The organism is Spirosoma aerolatum (genome assembly GCF_002056795.1).
GTDB lineage: Bacteria > Bacteroidota > Bacteroidia > Cytophagales > Spirosomataceae > Spirosoma > Spirosoma aerolatum.
The window spans coordinates 755,001-776,049 of record NZ_CP020104.1; the positions used below are offsets into that span (position 1 = coordinate 755,001).

The 21,049-nt window shown below is 48.7% G+C and carries 18 protein-coding genes and 2 rRNA genes (1 of these 20 running past the window's edge); 2 read left to right on the plus strand and 18 right to left on the minus strand.

Features of this window, described 5'->3' with window-relative positions:
• A 23S ribosomal RNA gene (locus tag B5M13_RS03220) occupies nt 1-989 on the plus strand (it extends 1,839 nt beyond the left edge of the window).
• 143 nt (nt 990-1,132) lie between these two features.
• Nucleotides 1,133-1,244: ribosomal RNA gene (gene rrf, locus B5M13_RS03225) — 5S ribosomal RNA — on the plus strand.
• A gap of 84 nt (nt 1,245-1,328) precedes the next feature.
• On the opposite strand, the gene B5M13_RS03230 is transcribed toward rrf, so the two are convergent.
• From B5M13_RS03230 to ilvD, 18 genes are all read right to left on the minus strand, one after another.
• Entirely contained in the window at nt 1,329-1,790 is a 462-nt protein-coding gene (locus B5M13_RS03230; protein WP_080054272.1) for a hypothetical protein, read from the minus strand.
• 110 nt (nt 1,791-1,900) lie between these two features.
• On the minus strand, nt 1,901-3,040 hold the full coding sequence (locus B5M13_RS03235; RefSeq protein WP_080054273.1) for a 2-isopropylmalate synthase: 1,140 nt from the start codon (nt 3,038-3,040) through the stop codon (nt 1,901-1,903).
• A gap of 262 nt (nt 3,041-3,302) precedes the next feature.
• Nucleotides 3,303-4,379: a 3-isopropylmalate dehydrogenase gene (gene leuB / locus B5M13_RS03240; protein ID WP_080054274.1), complete on the minus strand. Its 1,077-nt coding sequence runs from the start codon at nt 4,377-4,379 to the stop codon at nt 3,303-3,305.
• Nucleotides 4,380-4,513: 134 nt separating this feature from the next.
• Nucleotides 4,514-5,206, minus strand: a complete 693-nt coding sequence (locus B5M13_RS03245) for a class I SAM-dependent methyltransferase (RefSeq protein WP_080054275.1) — start codon at nt 5,204-5,206, stop codon at nt 4,514-4,516.
• 102 nt (nt 5,207-5,308) lie between these two features.
• Entirely contained in the window at nt 5,309-6,829 is a 1,521-nt protein-coding gene (locus B5M13_RS03250; protein ID WP_080054276.1) for an alpha-isopropylmalate synthase regulatory domain-containing protein, read from the minus strand.
• Nucleotides 6,830-6,920: 91 nt separating this feature from the next.
• Nucleotides 6,921-7,517, minus strand: a complete 597-nt coding sequence (leuD, locus tag B5M13_RS03255; RefSeq protein WP_080059776.1) for a 3-isopropylmalate dehydratase small subunit — start codon at nt 7,515-7,517, stop codon at nt 6,921-6,923.
• Nucleotides 7,518-7,592: 75 nt separating this feature from the next.
• Nucleotides 7,593-7,979: a GxxExxY protein gene (locus B5M13_RS03260; RefSeq protein WP_080054277.1), complete on the minus strand. Its 387-nt coding sequence runs from the start codon at nt 7,977-7,979 to the stop codon at nt 7,593-7,595.
• Between the two features lie 95 nt (nt 7,980-8,074).
• Nucleotides 8,075-9,478, minus strand: a complete 1,404-nt coding sequence (gene leuC, locus B5M13_RS03265; protein ID WP_080059777.1) for a 3-isopropylmalate dehydratase large subunit — start codon at nt 9,476-9,478, stop codon at nt 8,075-8,077.
• 185 nt (nt 9,479-9,663) lie between these two features.
• The gene (locus tag B5M13_RS03270; RefSeq protein WP_080054278.1) at nt 9,664-10,002 is read right to left on the minus strand and encodes a DUF2147 domain-containing protein; all 339 of its coding nucleotides are present in this window, start codon (nt 10,000-10,002) and stop codon (nt 9,664-9,666) included.
• 53 nt (nt 10,003-10,055) lie between these two features.
• Entirely contained in the window at nt 10,056-12,200 is a 2,145-nt protein-coding gene (locus B5M13_RS03275) for a DAPG hydrolase family protein (RefSeq protein ID WP_080054279.1), read from the minus strand.
• 107 nt (nt 12,201-12,307) lie between these two features.
• Complete coding sequence (locus B5M13_RS03280) at nt 12,308-12,892, minus strand: Crp/Fnr family transcriptional regulator (RefSeq protein WP_080054280.1); 585 nt, start codon at nt 12,890-12,892, stop codon at nt 12,308-12,310.
• 34 nt (nt 12,893-12,926) lie between these two features.
• Nucleotides 12,927-13,844, minus strand: a complete 918-nt coding sequence (locus tag B5M13_RS03285) for a helix-turn-helix transcriptional regulator (RefSeq protein ID WP_080054281.1) — start codon at nt 13,842-13,844, stop codon at nt 12,927-12,929.
• A 10-nt stretch (nt 13,845-13,854) separates the two neighbouring features.
• Nucleotides 13,855-15,135, minus strand: coding sequence for a threonine ammonia-lyase (gene ilvA, locus B5M13_RS03290; protein WP_080054282.1), 1,281 nt, complete (start codon nt 15,133-15,135; stop codon nt 13,855-13,857).
• Between the two features lie 182 nt (nt 15,136-15,317).
• A complete protein-coding gene (locus B5M13_RS34585; RefSeq protein WP_218919496.1) occupies nt 15,318-15,524 on the minus strand; it encodes a four helix bundle protein in 207 nt (68 codons plus the stop codon).
• A 178-nt stretch (nt 15,525-15,702) separates the two neighbouring features.
• Nucleotides 15,703-16,746: a ketol-acid reductoisomerase gene (gene ilvC, locus B5M13_RS03300; protein WP_080054283.1), complete on the minus strand. Its 1,044-nt coding sequence runs from the start codon at nt 16,744-16,746 to the stop codon at nt 15,703-15,705.
• Nucleotides 16,747-16,821: 75 nt separating this feature from the next.
• Complete coding sequence (gene ilvN / locus B5M13_RS03305; protein ID WP_080054284.1) at nt 16,822-17,355, minus strand: acetolactate synthase small subunit; 534 nt, start codon at nt 17,353-17,355, stop codon at nt 16,822-16,824.
• Between the two features lie 70 nt (nt 17,356-17,425).
• A complete protein-coding gene (gene ilvB / locus B5M13_RS03310) occupies nt 17,426-19,171 on the minus strand; it encodes a biosynthetic-type acetolactate synthase large subunit (protein ID WP_080054285.1) in 1,746 nt (581 codons plus the stop codon).
• A gap of 80 nt (nt 19,172-19,251) precedes the next feature.
• On the minus strand, nt 19,252-20,952 hold the full coding sequence (gene ilvD, locus B5M13_RS03315) for a dihydroxy-acid dehydratase (RefSeq protein WP_080054286.1): 1,701 nt from the start codon (nt 20,950-20,952) through the stop codon (nt 19,252-19,254).
• Nucleotides 20,953-21,049: the final 97 nt, after the last annotated feature.

Consider the following 21,049-nt stretch of genomic DNA (forward strand, 5'->3'; position numbering starts at 1 on the left):
AAGCCCCAGTAAACGGCGGCCGTAACTATAACGGTCCTAAGGTAGCGAAATTCCTTGTCGGGTAAGTTCCGACCTGCACGAATGGTGTAACGATCTGGGCACTGTCTCAACCATGAGTTCGGTGAAATTGTAGTAGCGGTGAAGATGCCGCTTACCCGCCACGGGACGGAAAGACCCCGTGCACCTTTACTACAGCTTAACAGTGAATGCCGGTCAGGCATGTGTAGGATAGGCGGGAGGAGTTGAAGGGGCGTCGCCAGGCGTCGTGGATCCAACCTTGAAATACCGCCCTTGGCTGACTGGCGTTCTAACTCCGGGAAGGAGGACCCTGTTTGGTGGGTAGTTTGACTGGGGTGGTCACCTCCGAAAGGGTAACGGAGGTTTCCCAAGGTTGGCTCATGCCGGACGGTAATCGGCAGGGGAGTGCAATAGCAGAAGCCAGCTTGACAGTGAGGCCAACAAGCCGATCTGGGACGAAAGTCGGGTATAGTGATCCGGTGGTTCCGCATGGAAGGGCCATCGCTCAAAGGATAAAAGGTACGCCGGGGATAACAGGCTGATCTCCCCCAAGAGCTCACATCGACGGGGAGGTTTGGCACCTCGATGTCGGCTCGTCACATCCTGGGGCTGGAGAAGGTTCCAAGGGTTCGGCTGTTCGCCGATTAAAGTGGCACGCGAGCTGGGTTCAGAACGTCGTGAGACAGTTCGGTCCCTATCTGTGGTGGGCGTTGGAATACTGCCGGGATCTGTCCTTAGTACGAGAGGACCGGGATGGACGTACCGCTGGCGAGTCGGTTGTTTGGCCGCAGGCACGGCCGAGTAGCTACGTACGGATCAGATAAGCGCTGAAAGCATCTAAGTGCGAAACTGGCCTGAAGATGAGTGTTCCTTAGTAGGGGTGTTGTAGACGACGACGTTGATAGGCGGCAGGTGTAGGCGTAGAGATGCGTTAAGCTGAGCCGTACTAATGGCCCCAACAGCGTGTGCATGTTACTTTGTGAAGTTCTGAGTGGTGTTTAATGCGTGAGGCTGTGTGGGTAGGTTGATGATTGATATCTCTTTCTGTGGGGTCTTTGAAACAAGGCAATCTAGAATATATAGGTCAGTGTAAAAGCTGATAAAGAGTCAATAGGTTGGTGCTGTTAAGGCGGGTGAACACCTCTTTCCATCCCGAACAGAGCCGTTAAGCCCCGTACTGCCGATGGTACTGCTGTCACAAGTGGGAGAGTAGGTAGGTGCCACCTTTGAAATTGCAAGGCCTGTCCATCTGGACAGGCCTTCGCTGTTTTTAAACAATTCGCCAACGTATTTCACTAAAGTTGGTGCTGTTACGCAAACTCGATTTGATGCATTGTAGGCAAAGTTATTTTTGCCAGTAATTGTTCTTCAAGTAGGTTTGCCCAGGCGTTCATATACGAAACGACGTCATCCCGAACGTTGTGTTTTAAATAACGTTTTTCTGGTGGAAGCTGAGCTAGGATCTGTCGGTCATCCAGGCGCTCCAAATGCTTTAAATCTTCAAGAGTGAGGCCTGCGCCCAGCATTTCACTAATTAGAAGATCAATAGGCATTTGACTGGTTGAACAATAATCTTCGACCTGCTCATTCCAGTCACCATACCGTTGCATGGCGTATCTGTGGATTTGATCTTTGGTTAGTTTGGTCAGTTCCTGAGCGAGGTTTCCGCAGTTGCAACCGCCCATATGGCCCCATTGGTAAGGCGCTCCATTTTTAAGATTGTTCGCTGTTTTGCGAAGTGCATCAATAAGTTCAGGCGTTGGACGAGCCATAATAAGACTGATTAGTAAGTTAATGGACTAATGTTCTTTGTTGGCGAAACAGCTATTTTTCTCATTTTGTTCTTGCAAAAAGGAAGCCCGTTGCGAAACGGGCTTCCTGATTAGCGAACTAATTCCATAAGGTCTTTATCATTTACTTCTTTGCGAATATCAGCCATATCCAGGAAGCGGGTGTAAATACCATCGAGTGTAGGTTTATCATATCGGAAGCCAAGCAATTCAAGCCGATGCTTGAGGGCGTGGCGACCAGAACGAGCGGTCAGTACAATCGATGACTTAGGTACCCCCACATCCTGCGGGTTCATGATTTCGTAATTCTCAGAATGTTTCAGGAAGCCATCCTGGTGGATGCCTGATGAATGGGCAAACGCATTCCGGCCAACAATGGCTTTATTAGCCTGAACGGGCATCCGCATCATTTGTGATACAAGGTTACTTACCGGATATAGCCGAGTTGAATCAATATTGGTGTATAAGCCAAGCTCTTTCTTGACCTTTATGGCCATAACGACTTCTTCGAGCGAGGTATTACCAGCCCGCTCACCAATTCCATTGATGGTGACTTCTACCTGACGAGCACCATTCATAACGCCAGCCAGCGTATTAGCCGTTGCCAATCCTAAATCGTTATGACAGTGAATGGAAATGGTAGCCTTATGTACGTTAGAAACGTGCTCATAGATATACGCAATCTTCTTTCCGTACTCGTCAGGCAGGCAATACCCTGTTGTATCGGGTATATTAACGACTGTTGCTCCTGCGCCAATAACAGCCTCGGTCAGTTGGGCAAGGAAAGCTAGGTCAGCCCGGCCTGCATCTTCGGCGTAAAATTCAACATCTTCCACATAGCTTTTGGCGTGCTTGACAGCGGCTACAGCTTGCTCCAGAATTTTCTCCCGGGTGCTATTGAATTTATTTCGGATATGAATGTCTGATGAGCCAATACCTGTATGAATTCGGCCTCGTTTCGCCCACTTAAGTGCCTCTCCAGCCGCGTCGATATCACCTTTAACGGCCCGGCTTAATGCACAGATGGTAGGTTCTGTTACGGCTTTTGAAATCTCGACAACTGACCGAAAGTCGCCAGGACTGGAAATCGGGAAGCCGGCTTCGATAATATCGACACCGAGCCGTTCTAGTTCCTTAGCAACTACGATTTTTTCTTCAGTGGTCAACTGGCAACCTGGCACTTGTTCGCCGTCGCGCAAGGTGGTGTCGAAAATATAAACTCGTTGGCTCATAGTCCGATATTGATTGAATTAGTATTGACTCGTTAACGATAAAAAAAGCCCGTTCCTGCGGAGGAAGGGCTTTTTTTGCAAAATATATCCTTCTCTCCGCTCTTAGAAAACGATTAGGTTTTGCAGTCGGTTGGTAGAGAACATAGCCATCTGTAGTTTGCGAAATTTCGCTGATTGCGTAAATACGCTACAAAAATAGCCCTTTTTAAAATTTTTGCAAGGCTCTAAGCAAAAATTTTAATGAATCGGTTAAGGCTCGTTTTTAGGCCGTTAACTGTTGCAGAATTTGCTCACCCATAGCATCAGTTCCCAGAATTTTATCCGCTGGCGTGTCGCTATTGGCAATATCCCGTGTGCGATAACCTGCTTTCAGCACGGCGTCTACGGCATTAATAATGGCCTGGGCTTCATCTTTCAGGCCAAACGATATATCCAATAATAATGCTGCCGAAAGAATCGACGCCAGCGGGTTAGCTATACCTTTACCTGTAATATCGTGAGCTGATCCGTGAATAGGCTCATAAACACCCGTCAGATCGCCAACTGAAGCCGAAGCCAGCATACCCATCGAACCAGCTATCTGGCTAGCTTCATCGGTCAATATGTCGCCAAATAAATTGCCTGTTACGACCACATCGAACCGCTTGGGATCTTTGATAAGTAGCATGGCAGCCGCGTCGATAAACTGGTGTTCAACCGTCACGTCTGGGTATTCAGGAGCAAGGGCTTGTACAACTTCTCGCCATAGACGACTGCTTTCGAGCACATTGGCTTTATCGACTGAGCACAACTTTTTGCTGCGGGTGCGAGCAGCTTCAAAAGCTTTCCGAACAATGCGCTCTACTTCGTACTTACTGTAGATCATCGTGTCGTAGGCTGTGTTTCCATCATCAAGTCGTTCGCGCTTTCCGAAATAAACGTCCCCTGTTAATTCCCGAAAGAACAGAATATCGGCCCCCCGCAGGATTTCGGGCTTAATGCTTGATGCATCCAGCAGTTCATCAAACAGCTTGATAGGGCGCAGATTGGCATAGAGCCCTAACTCTTTACGCATGTTGAGCAATCCCTGTTCGGGCCGAACTTTGGCGGATGGATCGTTATCGTATTTAGGATGGCCTACGGCACCAAACAGAACGGCATCAGCGGCCTTCATTTTGGTTAAGGTTTCGTCGGGTAGCGGAGAGCCGGTGGCTTCAATAGCAACGTGGCCGATCAACGCTTCGTCGTAGGTGAATTCATGCCCGAATTTCTGAGCGATTGTTTCCAGAACCTGCTTACCAACGGTGGTTACTTCGGCCCCAATGCCATCACCGGGGACTACAAGGATGTGTTTTTTCATTGATTAAAGAGTGAAAGAGCGAAGGCGTGAAAGCGCTAGCGGTATATCGGTGCTTTTCACAATACTCTTTTAACGGGTATAAATTAACTGTGAACGTACTGGTTTGGGGGTTAACTGACTTTCGAAATGGAATATTAAGGCCGTACAGCCTCGGCAATGACGTTTTTACCAATGATCTGGCCAACGGTTAGTTTGTCAAATAGGCGACTTACGGGAAAAATAACACGGTCATAAAGGACAACCGACTCCTTCGTGATGCGGCCATCTTTGCCCAGCCATTTGTAGATCAACGAGATGAAATAACCGGCAAAGTCGTAGTAGCGGCAATCGGTGACTCGGAAACCGGCCTCTTCGAGAATCTGGCGAACCAGCTTTTTATCGTAACGGCGGTAATGGCCAACGTGCTCGTCCATATTGCTGAAAATTTCCTGACGAGCCGGTACGAAGACTTTAATTCGGCCGCCCGGTTTAAGTATCGCATACAACTCCTTTACCATTTCGCCATGATGCTCAATGTGTTCGAGTACATTGATGGTATAAATCAGGTCGTATTTTTTAGGAAGTTGGCGAATATCGGTGTAAACGGGTTGTTTGATCAGCGGCAACAGGTCGGGGTCTATTTCGGCCGCATCAACACTACCAATCGGAAAACGGTTGGCATATTCGCCATTGCCAGCGCCGAAATCCAGGACAGCTTCGCCGGGACGAATGTCGCGGGCAACCCATTTATACAGCCCACTGTTGTAATTGACAGCATGACTCATAATGGCCAGATTATCTGACCCATTGTATTCTACTTTTTCTGCTGTCTGTTTTGCCTGACTCATAAAAGGTGATAACAGTTTGTGTTCAGTAGCCAAAACACGAATTTATTAAACGAATTTGGCAATAATGTCATTTTGGACGTAGCCCTTATCTGACGGTCAGCATTAGTCCAGCGTATTCAGCATTTTTTGCGTGGCTTTAATGGCCGATACCGTTTGGTCGGAATCGAGGCCACGTGTCTTAAATTCACGGTTTTTAAATTTCCAGGTTATAATGGTTTCGCAGAGGGCATCAGTACGCCCACCCATTGGAATCCGAACGGCATAGTCGGTAAGGGAAGGGAGCGTTAGCTTCTTTTTGCTGTAAATCTTCTTCAGGGCGTTCATAAACGCATCGTACTGACCATCGCCCTGGGCGTTTTCCTCGAATTGTTCGTCCTCGATCCGCACGCGCAACGTTGCCGATGGCTTGAGGTCTTTTGAGTGCGTCAGTACATAGTTGAGGATTTCGACCCGTGAGGCAATGGCGTTGGTGTTCAGTACGTCAGAAATAACATACGGCAAATCTTCACGTGTAACGACCTCTTTCAAATCGCCCAGTTCGATAACCCGCTGGGTTACTTTCTTCAAATCGCTCTCCGACAATTGGATACCTAACTCGCGGAGGTTGTTCTCAATGTTTGCTTTCCCCGATGTTTTACCGAGGGCATAGCTTCGTTTGCGGCCGAAACGTTCGGGGAGTAAGGTGTTGAAATACAGGTTGTTTTTCTTGTCGCCGTCGGCATGGATACCGGCGGTCTGGGTAAATACGTTATCGCCAACTACAGGCTTATTGTCGGGAATTCGAAGCCCCGAAAAGGTTTCAACGATCTTGCTAACCTGATACAGCGATTTTTCGACCACACCCGTTCGAACATCGGGCATGAAATCGCGCAGAACGGCAATGGCGCTTGCCATGGGAGCGTTTCCGGCTCGTTCACCCAGGCCATTTACGGTCAGGTGCAAGCCATGCGCTCCCGCCCGAATCGCTTCCATCACATTGGCAATGCTAAGGTCGTAGTCGTTATGGGCGTGAAAATCGAAATGAAGTGCTGGATACCGATTGACGAGTTGGCTGACAAAAGCAAATGTCTCGCCGGGTGTCAACACGCCTAAGGTGTCGGGAAGCAAAATACGCCGAATGGGCTGTGTTTGCAGGAAATCCAGGTACTGAAGTACATAGTCGGGCGAGTTTCGCATACCATTACTCCAGTCTTCCAGGTACACATTGACTTCCAGACCCGACTGCCGAGCCTGCTCGATAACTTGCTGAATATCGTTGAAGTGTTCAATAGGCGTTTTCTTAAGCTGGTGGGTAAGGTGATTCATCGACCCTTTAGTCAGCAGGTTCATCACCCTGGCGCCCGAAGCGCGCATCCAGTCGAGCGAGGCTAGCCCATCAACAAACGTTAGCACTTCAATCTTATCAAGCAAGCCAGCTCCAGCCGCCCATCGGGTAATCTGCTGAACGGCTTCCAGTTCTCCGGCTGATACCCGTGCTGAGGCTACTTCAACGCGGTCAACTTTAACCTCTGTCAACAGCGACTGAGCTAAAGCTAATTTTTCGGACGCAGAAAACGACACCCCGCTGGTTTGTTCACCATCGCGCAGTGTCGTGTCCATGATTTCAATATAACGACGTTTCATAGTTAATGATTGAATGACTGAATGACTGAATGATTGAATAGGCTGGCGCAAGCTTTTCTAGTCAATCATTCAATCATTCAGTCATTCAAAACTAAAAAGGTCTCGTTTCGGCGAAGGTTTCGATTTCGGACTTCATCGAAAGCAGGTAGTCGATGTCGTCGTAGCCGTTGGTGAGATTGTGCTTTTTGTAGCCGTTGATCGCAAAGCTTTCGTTTTCGCCAGTCGATAGCAGCGTGATGGTTTGTTCGGGCAGATTAACTTCCAGCTCGGTTTTCGGATCGGCTTCGATAGCGGCAAAGATTTTGTCGGCAAATTCGGGGCTGACCGTAACGGGTAATATACCGATGTTCAGGCAGTTGTTTTTGAAAATGTCGGCAAAGAAGCTCGATACCACACAACGGAAACCGTAGTCGTAAATGGCCCAGGCAGCGTGTTCGCGGCTCGAACCACTACCGAAGTTTTTGCCACCTACCAGGATTTTACCGGAATAGGTAGGGTTATTCAGTACAAAATCGGGTTTAGGCGTATCGTCGTTATTGTACCGCCAGTCGCGGAAGAGGTTATCGCCGAACCCTTTACGCTCGGTAGCTTTCAGGAAGCGAGCCGGGATGATCTGATCCGTATCAACGTTCTCAATCGGCATTGGAACGGCCGTACTGCGGAGTATAGTGAATTTGTCGTAAGCCATTTGTTTTATTTTAAACCGCAAAGACGCGAGGATTTTTTTTTGTGTCTTTGCACCTTCGCGGTTCATTTAAAATTTTTAGTAGTTATTCACAAATCGACGGAAGCCATCTTTTAGCATTGGCACATTGAAATTGATAAGGAATCCCAGCTTTTTATTGGCTAGTTTCAAATAGGAAATCATCTGCGCTTCATGGATAGGTAAAATCGATTCAACTGCTTTTAACTCAAGAATTATTTGGTCTTCAACCAGAATATCTATTCGGTATTCTTTCGATAATTCATACCCTTTGAATACTAACGGAATAGGTATTTGACACTCAGCTAAAAGACCTCGTAAAGACAATTCTTTTAACAGACATAGTTCGTAAACCGATTCAAGCAACCCAGGACCCATAATCTTGTGAACTTCAAGGGAAGCAAAAAATATTTGCCGGGCGATTGCTTCATACTGGTTTTTATCCATTGTTTTTGAACCGCTAAGACGCGAGGGCGCGAAGATTTGTCGGAGATGCTAACAATAAGTTTCTTTGCGTCTTCGCGTCTTAGCGGTTCAAAAAATCAATTTAGAAACTCTCTTGGATCGGTCACTTTGCCGGTTACGGCTGCAGCGGCAGCTACGAGCGGGCTAGCGAGGAGTGTTCTGGCACCAGGCCCCTGCCGACCTTCGAAGTTGCGGTTGGAGGTCGAAACGGCGTATTTGCCTGCTGGAATCTTATCTTCATTCATGGCTAAGCAGGCCGAACAACCCGGTTGACGGAGCTGGAAACCAGCGTTGGTCAGGATATCCAGGATACCTTCGTCTTTAATCTGCTTTTCAACGATGTGCGAACCAGGCACTAACCAGGCCGTTACGTTATCGGCTTTCTTCCGACCTTTTACGATAGAAGCAAATGCCCGAAAATCTTCGATTCGGCCGTTGGTACAGCTTCCGAGGAATACGAAATCGATGGGTTTGCCAATCATGGATTCATTTTCGGAGAAGCCCATGTACTGTAACGACTTTTTGTAGCTGGCAGCGCCGTCTTTAACGGCTTCGGCTACTGGAATCTGATGCGTAACGCCCGTACCTAAGCCTGGATTGGTACCGTATGTAATCTGAGGTTCAATAGTAGCGGCATCGAAGGTGAGGTCGATATCGAAGTTGGCACCTTCATCGGTTTTGAGCGATTCCCAGTACGGAACAAGCTTATCCCAGGCTTCGCCTTTAGGGGCCAATTCGCGGCCATTCAGGTAATCGAGGGTTTTCTGGTCGGGTGCAATCATACCCCCACGAGCCCCCATTTCAATACTCATGTTGCAGACCGTCATGCGGCCTTCCATGCTCATATTCTCAAATACATCACCGGCGTATTCGACAAAATAGCCCGTAGCGCCACTAGCCGAAATTTGCGAGATGATGTACAGGATAACGTCTTTCGGTAATACCCCTTTGCTGAGCGTACCGTTCACGCTGATCCGCATTTTCTTTGGTTTGGGCTGCATGATACACTGCGAGGCCAGTACCATTTCAACTTCCGATGTGCCGATACCGAATGCGATGGCTCCGAACGCGCCGTGCGTAGATGTATGCGAGTCGCCACAAACGATGGTCATGCCGGGAAGCGTGATGCCATTTTCAGGACCAACCACGTGTACTATACCATTTTTCTCGTGGCCTAATCCCCAGTGCGAAATGCCGTATTTGGTTGCGTTACGCTCCAGTGCCGCAAGCTGATTGGCCGAAAGTGGGTCGGCAACGGGCAGGTGCTGGTTTAGGGTTGGTGTATTGTGGTCGGCGGTAGCGAAGGTGCGTCCGGAAAACAGCACCGAAGCGCCCCGGCCTTCGAGACCTAGAAACGCTACGGGGCTGGTAACTTCGTGAATAAAGTGGCGGTCGATAAACAATACATCGGGGCCATCTTCGACATGCCGGACAACGTGTGCGTCCCAGACTTTATCGAACAGCGTTTTTGGGGTGCTCATAGCAAAGCGGTCAGTAAATAAATTCGTGTACTTCTCTGCTACAAAATTGATAAATACCAATGAATGGTCTATCTCGTTATCCGCTCAATAAGTAGCGTTTTTAGTTCATGATGGGTTGATGGCTGAAAAAGCTATATCGATCCGGCTCCTTGTCGAAACAAACACGTATAAATTCTACGGCTACGTCATTGCCTTTCCCAATAAACGGTTTTACTAAGAATACTCTTGTGTGCTACTATTTTCAGCTTATTCCCAACCAGATACAGTTCGCAGTCGGCAGTTATATCTTTTTTGGGGTTGTAAACGGTTCCTTTCCACAGCCCATCGATAAATTTTATATCTTTTAGAACGACTCGTTTAGCCGGATCAATACCCACAAATCCATTGCTGGTTTTGCTGACGGCAATAAGAGCGCCATCATCGTCGGTTTTGTAAGTCCCGGCAAAGTTATCGGTTGCTTTTTGGGCGAATAAACTGCCGGTCATGCCAAGCAGCAGACTGAAAATAAAAATAGCTTGTTTCATTGAATTACTTTTTAAGAGTTAAATGATACGTTAGGGAGGTTGGAACTGATCGGTTATTGTATAGCCGGGCGGCTGTGCCATTCATAGAAAAGGCTGTTTGGATCGCGTTGAGCCCTGATTTCCTGTAATTTTTTGAGGTGACTATCCGATAAAAACGGGGCTGTCCGTTTGTGTAATCCTTCGTCGGCCAGTTGGATGCCGGTCGATAGGTGAGCCATTTGCCGCATCATAGTTGCTGCCCAATCGCCGTATTTCGCGGTCTCATCGGCATTCTTCCAGTTGCCGTACAAAGCCAGATACGTATTGTCTTCGTTGGAGTACGCCATATCGGTCGAGAGGCTACCTGGATGCCAGTTGAGCCACAGAAAATGCGATGGCGCTGGCGGCAATGTTCTCGCAATCTCTTTGATAAACGGCATCAAGTCATCGAGCGGGGCATGTGTCCACATGTTATCCACACCCCAGTAGCAATTTTCGGGATAATGCGTCATGGTCGTTTTATACAGCATATCGATCCCCGGATTGAAGGCTGGGGTAGCAATAATCGCTTTGCTTTTTATCGGGCTGTTTTTCATAAAGGCCATCGCTTCTTCGTATTCGTCCTCGGTATCGGCAAAGATGGGGGCAATGGCTTCGATGCCTGGTCCCAGTAGACTGAGCATATTGTTACTCATAATCATCTGAAACTCTACCGCTTTCGGAATGCCCGGCCCCACTTCATACGCCCAACTGTATACGTCTTCCAGATGCTTCGCTGAAAAATCGTGGGCAATTATGGCCCGGTATTTGGGCAACGGATACAGTTTCAGGTGAAAGCAGATGACGATGCCGAAAAAGCCGGGCCCCGATCCGCGTGCTGCCCAGAACAGGTCAGCGTTTTGTTCGGCATTAGCATGAATCAGTTCGCCATCGGCCGTAATAATGTCGAGTCCAATTACGCTTTGGCAGGCAATACCCAGTTTGCGGCCGTTCCAGCCGTAGCCGCCCTGTAACAAGTAGCCGCCAATACAAACTCCTTTACAGTGGCCCGCCGGAAAAAACAGGTTGTGTTTGTACAGTTCCTGCATCAGTACGCTACCGCCCACACCCGGTCCGGCTTTAGCGGTCATCGTATTGGCGTCGATCGCATATTGGTTGAAGGCCTTCATCAGGATCAGTATACTGTTGTCGCGCAGGTGGTTGGCACTAAAACTATGACCGCCCGAACAAACCGTAACTTTTCTGCCCACCGACCGGGCGTATTTTAATGTGGCTACGATATCCTGTACGCTTTTAGGCTCGACAACCAGATCAGGACGCTTGCCCGGATCGATTTTGTTGAATAACGTTCCCATAACCAGTTGGTCGAAGCCCGGTTCGGAGCGTCGGGTAAGCGTACCAGCTACCTGCAACTCATTGGGTTCCTGATTGAGTTCGGCGTAGAGTGCCGGAAGAAAAGTCGCCAGGTGCGTCATCTCTTCGGAGCAATGCCGGAGTAAGTCGGGAGCAAAGTTTTTGGGTAATGACCTGACCTTGCGGATAAAATCCGAAGCCAGGTCGGCCAGTATTCCCGTTTTCCGAACGCTCACATAGTGACCGCCTACCCAGAACCGGGAACGCATTTCTGAACCGCCCTCTACTGCCCGAATCTGATGGACCAGATAGCCGTAATCGACCGGAAGGCTAGGGTGACCCAGACGAGCACAGATGTAAACGGCTTGGTCAGGATGATTGATGCTGTCGAATGAAAAGCCGAATTCTGTGGGCGATTTAAACTGGATGAGCGCATCCTGCAACTCATTGCCAATGTACTCCTTGATAATCGAATTGCGGCCAATGTAGGCCACGTCATTTTTCCCATCGTCCCAGCGAGCACTCACATGGGCTTTCGGGTGCCAGAGCTTATAGCGGCTGTCCTGACAACCATGCCAGCCAAACCACCAATCCCACATTGGCGGAGTTACGTTTGGCATATAGGTGCAGACGGCTACGTGAATACTGCCATCGTCGTATTGGGTATACCCATTTTCACAATCGATGTACCCTTCAGTTTCCAGATAGCGAGCGGCTGAAAAGGCTGGTAATTGTTCAGGAGCTAAAGGTGAACGGGTTAAGGCTTCCTGAGCCGAGGAGGCTAGGGGCACGAAAGTTTCCTCGTAAAATTTAGCGAATGTAGTGGCATAGTCGGACGACTGGTAGCCAAGGTATTCGTTTGCCATTGGTTCGAGACGTTAAAATGATGGCTCAAACCTACCGGAATGCATCAGGAGCAGCACTTGAATTAATTCAAGAAATGCATTGGCCGTAAAGAAACAGACTATTCTGACTAATCTCTATACTTGTGTTTTAACTTGCTCAGCCATTCGGGCGAAATGCCCATAAACTCGGCTATAAAACGAGAGGGCACACGCTGGATAATTATGGGGAAGGTGCTGATCAGGTATTGGTAAAGCTGTTCCGACGTGTAGGAAATGATTTTGAGTTTGAAGTCATTTTCCTCCTGCAAGGCGGTTGTGACTACCGAATGATAGAACCTAAACAGGTTACTATCAGTATCAATCAGCGATTCCAGCTTATGTTTGTTCAGGGTTAGTACAGTCGAATGAGCGATGGCCCGTAGCTCACATCGGGTTTTCTCGCCCGAAAAGAAGCTGTCGACGCAGCTCATAAACGGGTGAAAATCGTCCATAAAGAAATTGATCGTTTTTTCGATCTCAAGATCTTCATCAATGTAACGGCATACAAAACTCCCCGACATAACGAAATAGATTTGGTCGCATATCTGGCCGGGGCAGATGAGCTGAGTCTGATTTTTTACATCCAAAAAAGAAACATGCTGAAAGATAGCCTCCAGCGACTGGAGGGATACGTTCGCTTTGTTTAATTCGTTGACCAGGTAGGGTGGCAGCATGAATGCCCGGTATGAGCCGTTTTAGAATAAGTGGCTACATAGCTTGTACCGCTTTTGACGAGAAAGTGAGTGGGGGTAACGTAGCGGGGTTTTGATGCGCTTGCTTTGGGGTAAAACCGTATTGATTTTTGTAGGCTTTAATAAAATGCGACACACTCTCATAGCCAATTTCCAGGCTTACTTCTGATACATTCTGGGTGGTATTTCGGAGGAGGAAGTGCGCATGTTCAAGGCGTTTCCTGCGAATCCATAGCCCTGGCGAAGTGCCAAAATGAGCTTCAAAGTCGCGCTTGAACGCCGAGAGACTTCGACCCGAAAGCCGGGCCAGTTCATTCATCGACAGGGGTTTGAGCAGATAGGTTCCCATCAGGTAGTCCAGGTCAGTTTTTTGGCCCTGATAGATGTGCCACAGAATGGATCGTAACAAGCTTTTCGTATCCAGTTCCAGCAGATGCAGCAGTAACTCCTGCGACTTGAGCCGCAGAAATTCATTCAAAAAAGGTGTTTTTGACCCGAAATATGGTAAAAGTGAGTCGATGAATGTGGTAAAGGCAGGGGAGGAGGAGTAGGCCAGAATCAAGTCGGCAGGTACATTAACCGAAGCGGCTGGGAATAATGTCAGATGCTGACCGACGAATTCTTTCAGAAGCCGTTCGTTGACAAAAAAAACCAGACTCCGGTAGCTGTTGTCGATGGATTCGTTCATGGAGTAGCACCCCCGCTGGAAGAACAAGATGTCGCCTTTGCGTACGTGCAACTCCTGCGTAGGTGAGCTGAATTTCTTTTCGCCTTCCAGCACGACAATTACAGTAGGCTCTTCAAAAAATACTTCGTTCCGTTCTGGATAGACATCGCTCCGATACGCCACAAAGGTCATTTCCGACCCATCGGGGCGCTGGATGTTCAGGGACTGAAATTGATTGGGCAGTATGGATGAAGGAACGCGAAGCATAGGCAAGGAACTACACTAAAAACTGAAACAAATCGGGCTGGTCGTTGAGGTATTCGTACACAATATTTTGGGCCTCCATCCGCTGAATAAGTGGCTCAAAATCCTCGCGATGTTTCAATTCGATACCTACCACGGCTGGGCCGGTTTCCCGGTTGGTTTTCTTGGTGTACTCAAACCGGGTAATATCATCCTCAGGGCCAAGTACGTTGAGGAAGTCGCGGAAGGCACCCGAACGTTGGGGAAACCGAATGATAAAGTAATGTTTTAGCCCTTCGTATAGTAACGACCGTTCTTTGATCTCTTCAGTACGGGTAATATCATTGTTTCCACCACTAACCAGACAAACTACGTTTTTGCCCCGAATCTCGTCTTTGATCATGTCTAGGGCAGCAATCGTCAGCGCACCAGCAGGTTCGGCAACAATGGCGTCTTCATCATACAGTTTCATGATGGTCGTACACACTTTCCCTTCTGGAATCAGCAGAACGCGGTCCAAATTTTTGCGACAGACTTCGAACGTTATGTCGCCAGGACGTTTAACGGCGGCCCCGTCCACAAATTTGTCGATCTTGTCGAGGGCGATCACATGCCCTTCTTCAATCGACACTTTCATCGAGGGCGATCCAAGCGGTTCCACACCGATCAGCTTTGTTTTCGGGCTTAATTGCTTGAATACGGTCGATACTCCGGCTGCCAAACCGCCCCCGCCGATAGCCATCAGCAGGTAATCGATCTTAACATTAGAGTCTTTGAAGATTTCGAGCCCAACGGTTCCCTGCCCTTCCATCACCAGCACATCGTCGAACGGGTGCACAAAGGTACTGTCGTGGGTTTTGACAAATTCCATAGCGGCATAGAACGCGTCATCGTAGGTATCGCCTACTAAAACCACTTCCACGAACTCCTTGCCAAACAGTTTCACCTGCTTGATTTTCTGGTTAGGCGTTGTGGTTGGCATGAAGATGGTGCCACGAACCGCCATTTTACGGCAGGCATAGGCAAGGCCCTGCGCATGATTACCCGCACTGGCGCATACAACACCTTTATCAAGTGCTTCGGCTGGCAAACTCGCCATCTTGTTGTACGCACCCCGAATTTTATAGGAGCGAACGACCTGCAAATCTTCGCGTTTGAGGTAGATGCTGGCACCGTACCGGTCGGAGAGGTTAATATTTTCCTGTAAAGGCGTATGAACAGCTACGCCCTGTAGCCGTTTGGCTGCCAGGTAAATATTGTCAAGATCGGGAGTTAACCCGTCATTGATGGTCATTAAATGGTCATTCGTGGTCATTCGTTGATGAAAAGATTGTTTCCCAGTCGATTTCTGGCAAATTCACCTGGTAAGCTAGTTCAGGTTCGCCTGCCTTGTTGTCAACGGAAATGTGTTTTGGCCAAGTGTCCGAATATAAGTATTGAGCTTTATGCCTAGCGTATTTATGTCTTTCTCGATATAGAGATAGACCTCTGCTGGGATTAGACCACTCGTTTAGCTTTGTCGATCCATGTTCTGGTTTCAAGTGGAGAGCCACGAGCTATATAGCAGAAATGTATATTTCCTTTATATCGATAACGTCCAAAACCCTCACTAATGTTCGCGGCTACTGAATCGACTGAGCGTACTAACTGCTTACCTACCGTATCTTTTGCGAAAAAATCCCAGCTAATAACAGCCTGCCAGATCTTCTCCCCATTGCATAGCTAGTTGATAGATGTGTAAATCATTTATTCCCATAAAAAAATAGTCATTAAATGGTCATTAGTCGTCATTAGTAAGCATTCTTCGTAAAGAAACGAAAACAACCTCAAATGACAATTAATGACCATCCATGACTACTTAATCACTGGTAGTGACCAGCTTCTAGCTCCGTTCTGGCCGTAGTGAACGCACGGCGGCACCAGCCTGCCACATTTCCGATTCACGCAGTTCGGCCAGTTCTACTTCGAGTTTTTCGCGGTAGTCGGGCTGCGAATTGCGGGTGATGCTGATTTCGGCCTGCTCCTGCGATTTTACCGAGTTGTATAGTTGTTCGAAAACGGGTTTGGTCGCGTCGCGGAAAGGTTTCCACCAGTCGAGGGCACCGCGCTGGGCTGTGGTCGAGCAGTTGGCGTACATCCAGTCCATACCGTTTTCGGCTACCAGCGGCATCAGTGATTGGGTCAGTTCTTCTACGGTTTCGTTGAAGGCTTCGGAAGGGCTGTGTCCGTTGGCCCGTAATACTTCATACTGAGCGGCAAAAATACCCTGGATAGCGCCCATCAGTGTACCACGTTCGCCGGTTAGGTCGGAGGTTACTTCTTTGTAGAAATCGGTTTCGAACAGATAGCCTGATCCAACGCCGATACCCATAGCGATGGCTTTGGTACGAGCATTTCCCGATGCATCCTGATAGACAGCAAACGACGAGTTCAGTCCTTTCCCTTCGACAAACAGACGACGTAGCGAGGTGCCCGATCCTTTCGGAGCAACCAGGAATACATCAACGTCGGCAGGTGGAATGATGCCGGTTTTCTCTTTATAAGTTACGCCGAAGCCGTGCGAGAAATACAGTGATTTGCCAGGAACCAGGTATTTTTTTACGGTTGGCCAGAGTTCGATCTGAGCAGCATCGGAAAGCAGGAAGCAGATGATGGTGCCTTTTTCGAGGGCTTCTTCGATTTCAAACAGTGTTTCGCCCGGAACCCAGCCATCCGCTACGGCTTTGTCGTAGGTTTTGCCTTTCCGCTGACCAACAATTACATTGAAACCATTGTCGCGCATGTTGAGCGACTGACCTGGGCCTTGTACGCCATAGCCAATCACGGCGATCACTTCATTTGCCAGCACCTCGCGGGCTTTTTCCAGCGGGAACTCTTCGCGAGTCACTACTTGCTCCTCAACTCCTCCGAAATTAATCGTTGCCATTGTTTAATTGGTTTTGTACTCTGATTTGGGGGTTACTACTTGGTTAGTGTCATGCCTGAGCCGGAATGACTGTGTTTACATATAATACGCCCAGTCGGCTTCGGGAAGGTACTCAACGAGCCCTTTCTCGGTTTTGCCGACGGCTACGCGACCTGAGCGAACAAACTCCAGAATCTCGTGTCGTTTGATGTAATTGAAAAAGTCGAAAATCTCGGTATCGTTTCCTGTTTTTTCAATCACTACATAATCCAGGCCCCAGTAAACGACCCAGGCTTTATACTGCTGGTTGATGGTTTCAACGTCAAGGGGTTTGCTGCCCAAACCTGTTGACACTTTAAACAGCGCAATTTCATTGTACACGATCTCATCGTTGAGATAACCGAAAACGGCCAGTACTTCAACGATTTTACGAATCTGCCGGACGAGTTTTTCAACCTCTTCGCGAGATTCATGCTTAATAACTATTGTAAAACGCGATACGCCTTTCCGCTCCGTTTCCGACACGGTCAGGCTTTCAATGTTGATGCGTCGACGGGTAAAAATGATCGTGATGCGATTTAGCAGCCCGATGGTGTTTTCCGTAAATATGCAGATGGTGTATGTTGTCATCGTTTGTGGTGTCGGGTTCTCAAACCCGACACGGTTTTAAGTGTGTCGGGTTTGAGAACCCGACACCACGTTATTTCAATCTGATTTGCGCGACACTGGCACCTGCGGGCACCATTGGGAATACGTTCTCTTCTTTTTCGACGATAACTTCCAGCAGATAAGGGCCATCGGAATTCAATAAGGTATCGAGCGAGTCGGATAAACTTTCCCGTTCGTTACAGGTGTGGCCAGCCATTCCGAACCCTTTGGCAATGGTTACAAAATCAGGATTTTGTAACTCGACAAACGAATACCGGCGCTCGTGAAACAACTGCTGCCACTGACGGACCATACCCAGGAAGTTGTTGTTCAGGATGATGGCTTTTACGGGCTGCTTGTTCTGGACGATGGTGCCTAGTTCCTGCAGCGTCATTTGGAAACAGCCATCACCGATGATCGCTACCACCTGGCGATCAGGAGCACCGACTTGCGCTCCGAAGGCGGCCGGTAGGGCAAAACCCATGGTCCCCATACCACCCGATGTGACTAGGCTGTTGGGTCGACGGAATTGATAATAGCGGGAAGCCATCATCTGATGTTGCCCTACATCGGTGACCAGAATTGACTCACCCTTCGTTTTTTTGGAGAGCAGGTCAATCACTTCCGCCATTTTGATTTTACCCGTCTGGCTCGTCAGTTCAGGTACGGTTATGGTTTCATTCTCAATAGCATCATACTTCCTGAACTCGTTTCGCCAGACGGTATGGTCATTTGGATTGACCAGCGGAATCAGCGCTTTCAGGGCCTCTTTAGCATCACCAACAACCGGGGCATCGGCTCGAATAATTTTGTCGATTTCGGCCGGATCGATTTCGATATGAACAACCTTCGCCTGCTTGATGTACTTGCTGGCATCGCCCGTTACGCGGTCGTCGAAACGCATGCCGATAGCAATAATCACATCGGCCTGATCGGTCATCACATTGGGGCCGTAGTTGCCATGCATACCCAGCCAGCCTACATACAGTGGGTGATCGGTGGAAATGGTTGACTGACCAAGCAGCGTAGTCGCTACTGGAATGCCTGTTTTTTCAACAAATTCCCGAAGCTCATCTTCGGCTTTGGCAATCTGAACACCGTGGCCGACCAGAATATAAGGCTTCTTTGCACTGTTGATTAGTTTGGCAGCCGCTTCGAGTTGTTCGTGCTTGGGCACACGACGAGGCTTATAACTAATGATACTCTGGCAACGCTCATACGCAAAGGGCTTCGTCATCAACTCCAGTTGTGCACTTTTGGTAATGTCGATCAGGACAGGACCGGGGCGACCAGATTGGGCGATATAGAATGCCTTTGACATAACTTCGGGAACTTCATCTGCATTGGTAATCTGATAGTTCCATTTGGTTATGGGCATCGTTACCCCCATTACGTCGGCCTCCTGAAAGGCATCGGTGCCCAGCAGCTTTTTGGCTACCTGACCAACAATGCAAACCATCGGGGTTGAGTCGATCAGGGCGTCGGCAATGGCCGTAACCAGGTTGGTAGCTCCGGGGCCAGAAGTTACCAGACAGACCCCCGCCCGACCCGTTACGCGGGCATAACCTTCGGCAGCATGACCAGCCCCCTGCTCATGACGAACCAGAATATGATTGATACGCTCCTGAAAATCGTATAAGGCATCATAAACGGGCATGATGGCTCCGCCAGGATAACCGAAAATGGTGTCGACACCCTCTGCCACAAGTGCCTGCATGAGGGCATGCGAACCGTTGATGTAGGTAGGAGCCGGGGCGGTTTCAATGGCTTCCGGCATAACGTTGGCGATAGCTTCCATGATGCTTGTAGCGGTTTTTAAGGTCGTATTCAGTTTGTTGTGTTGATTCGTTTTACCATTTACTGAGGGAACGATGTTAGCTACGCTTCATCGGTTACGCAACCCTCACTGGCTGATTTTACGTTTCGAATGTATTTGCCCAGGACGCCTTTGGTGAATCGTGGAGCGGGTTGTTGCCATTCACTCTTCCGATACGCCATTTCTTCATCCGAGATCTGCAGAATGATTTCGCGTGTGGTAGCATCGATGGTAATACGATCACCATCTTTAACAAGGGCAATCGGGCCACCTTCGTAGGCTTCGGGCGTTACGTGACCGACAACGAACCCGTGTGTGCCACCTGAGAAGCGCCCATCAGTAATCAGGGCTACTTTATCGCCAAGACCAGCTCCCATAATGGCCGAGGTAGGTTTCAGCATTTCGCTCATGCCAGGGCCACCTTTAGGGCCTGCATTCCGAATCACCAGCACTTGTCCGGGTAGAATTTCGCCTTTCGACAGCGCTTCAATGACTTCGCCCTCGTGTTCGCAAACTTTCGCTATTCCGTCAAATTTCAGCCCTTCCTTACCCGTGATCTTCGCGACTGCGCCCGTTGGCGAGAGGTTGCCGCGTAAAATCTGAATATGTCCGGTTGGCTTAATGGGCTGACTTAGCGGGAATACAATCTTTTGCGTTTCGAAATTCAGATCAGCGGCTTCTTCCAGGTTTTCTGCTACCGTTTTTCCGGTTACAGTCAGGCAATCGCCGTGGATATAGCCGTTCTGATATAAGTATTTCATGACGGCTGGAACACCCCCAATAGCGAGCATGTCTTCCATATAATACTTGCCACTTGGCTTCAGATCGGCAATTAAAGGGGTCCGGTCGCTAATCGCCTGAATTTCGTCGAGGGTAAGTTCAATATCGGCTGCCCGCGCAATAGCCAGGTAATGCAGAACGGCATTGGTAGAACCGCCCAGGGCCATTACAATCGTTAGAGCGTTTTCGAGCGATTTGCGGGTAATGATCTCTTTCGGTGTGATGTTCCGTTCGAGTAACAGCCGCATAGCAGCACCGATTTTCTTACACTCTTCCTGTTTGCCTTCGTGAGTAGCTGGATAGGTGCTACTAAATGGCAGACTTAGGCCCATCGCTTCGATGCTGCTTGCCATGGTATTGGCGGTGTACATACCGCCACAGGCACCGGCACCCGGAATCGAGTTTTTGATAACGCCTTCGTAATCTTCGTCGGAAATGTTGCCTGCGTATTTTTTACCTAGTGCTTCGAAGGCCGACACAATATCCAGTTTCTGACCTTTATAATGGCCCGAGCGAATGGTACCACCGTAAACCATAATACCAGGCCGATCAAGTCGGGCCATGGCCATGACGGCACCCGGCATATTTTTGTCGCAACCTACTACCGTTACCACACCGTCGTACCACTGAGCCGCTACTACCGATTCAATGGAATCGGCAATGAGGTCGCGGCTGGGTAGCGAGTACCGCATACCGTCGTTGCCGTTGGTCATTCCATCCGATACACCGATTGTATTGAAAATAAGTCCAACGAGTCCATTCGCCTGGATTCCCTGCTTAACATATACCGAGAGTCCGTTTAGGTGCATATTGCAGGTGTTGCCTTCGTAGCCCGTGCTGGCAATGCCAATCTGAGGCTTCTGCATGTCGTCTTCCGTAAGGCCTACACCATAGAGCATGGCTTTGGCGGCTGGGTTACTAATTTCCTGTGTAAGGGTACGACTAAAGCGATTCAGTTCAGTAGGAGTTGATTCGGTAAGCATATTTTACAATTAGCGAAATTTCGCTGCTGGTGTAATAACGCTGTAAAGAAAAATTATGTTTTTCGAAAAGGCAAGAAAAAAATGATTATTTGTCGGT

Coding starts and splice junctions, on each gene's coding strand:
- B5M13_RS03270 (WP_080054278.1), bottom strand. CDS start 10,002: ATGAAACAAGCTATTTTTATTTTCAGTCTGCTGCTTGGCATGACCGGC.
- B5M13_RS03230 (WP_080054272.1), bottom strand. CDS start 1,790: ATGGCTCGTCCAACGCCTGAACTTATTGATGCACTTCGCAAAACAGCG.
- B5M13_RS03250 (WP_080054276.1), bottom strand. CDS start 6,829: ATGAAACGTCGTTATATTGAAATCATGGACACGACACTGCGCGATGGT.
- ilvD (WP_080054286.1), bottom strand. CDS start 20,952: ATGCTTACCGAATCAACTCCTACTGAACTGAATCGCTTTAGTCGTACC.
- B5M13_RS03280 (WP_080054280.1), bottom strand. CDS start 12,892: ATGCTGCCACCCTACCTGGTCAACGAATTAAACAAAGCGAACGTATCC.
- B5M13_RS03235 (WP_080054273.1), bottom strand. CDS start 3,040: ATGAGCCAACGAGTTTATATTTTCGACACCACCTTGCGCGACGGCGAA.
- B5M13_RS03245 (WP_080054275.1), bottom strand. CDS start 5,206: ATGAGTCAGGCAAAACAGACAGCAGAAAAAGTAGAATACAATGGGTCA.
- ilvB (WP_080054285.1), bottom strand. CDS start 19,171: ATGGAAGCTATCGCCAACGTTATGCCGGAAGCCATTGAAACCGCCCCG.
- ilvA (WP_080054282.1), bottom strand. CDS start 15,135: ATGACCACGAATGACCATTTAATGACCATCAATGACGGGTTAACTCCC.
- B5M13_RS03275 (WP_080054279.1), bottom strand. CDS start 12,200: ATGGCAAACGAATACCTTGGCTACCAGTCGTCCGACTATGCCACTACA.
- leuD (WP_080059776.1), bottom strand. CDS start 7,517: ATGGCTTACGACAAATTCACTATACTCCGCAGTACGGCCGTTCCAATG.
- ilvN (WP_080054284.1), bottom strand. CDS start 17,355: ATGACAACATACACCATCTGCATATTTACGGAAAACACCATCGGGCTG.
- leuB (WP_080054274.1), bottom strand. CDS start 4,379: ATGAAAAAACACATCCTTGTAGTCCCCGGTGATGGCATTGGGGCCGAA.
- B5M13_RS03285 (WP_080054281.1), bottom strand. CDS start 13,844: ATGCTTCGCGTTCCTTCATCCATACTGCCCAATCAATTTCAGTCCCTG.
- ilvC (WP_080054283.1), bottom strand. CDS start 16,746: ATGGCAACGATTAATTTCGGAGGAGTTGAGGAGCAAGTAGTGACTCGC.
- B5M13_RS03260 (WP_080054277.1), bottom strand. CDS start 7,979: ATGGATAAAAACCAGTATGAAGCAATCGCCCGGCAAATATTTTTTGCT.
- leuC (WP_080059777.1), bottom strand. CDS start 9,478: ATGAGCACCCCAAAAACGCTGTTCGATAAAGTCTGGGACGCACACGTT.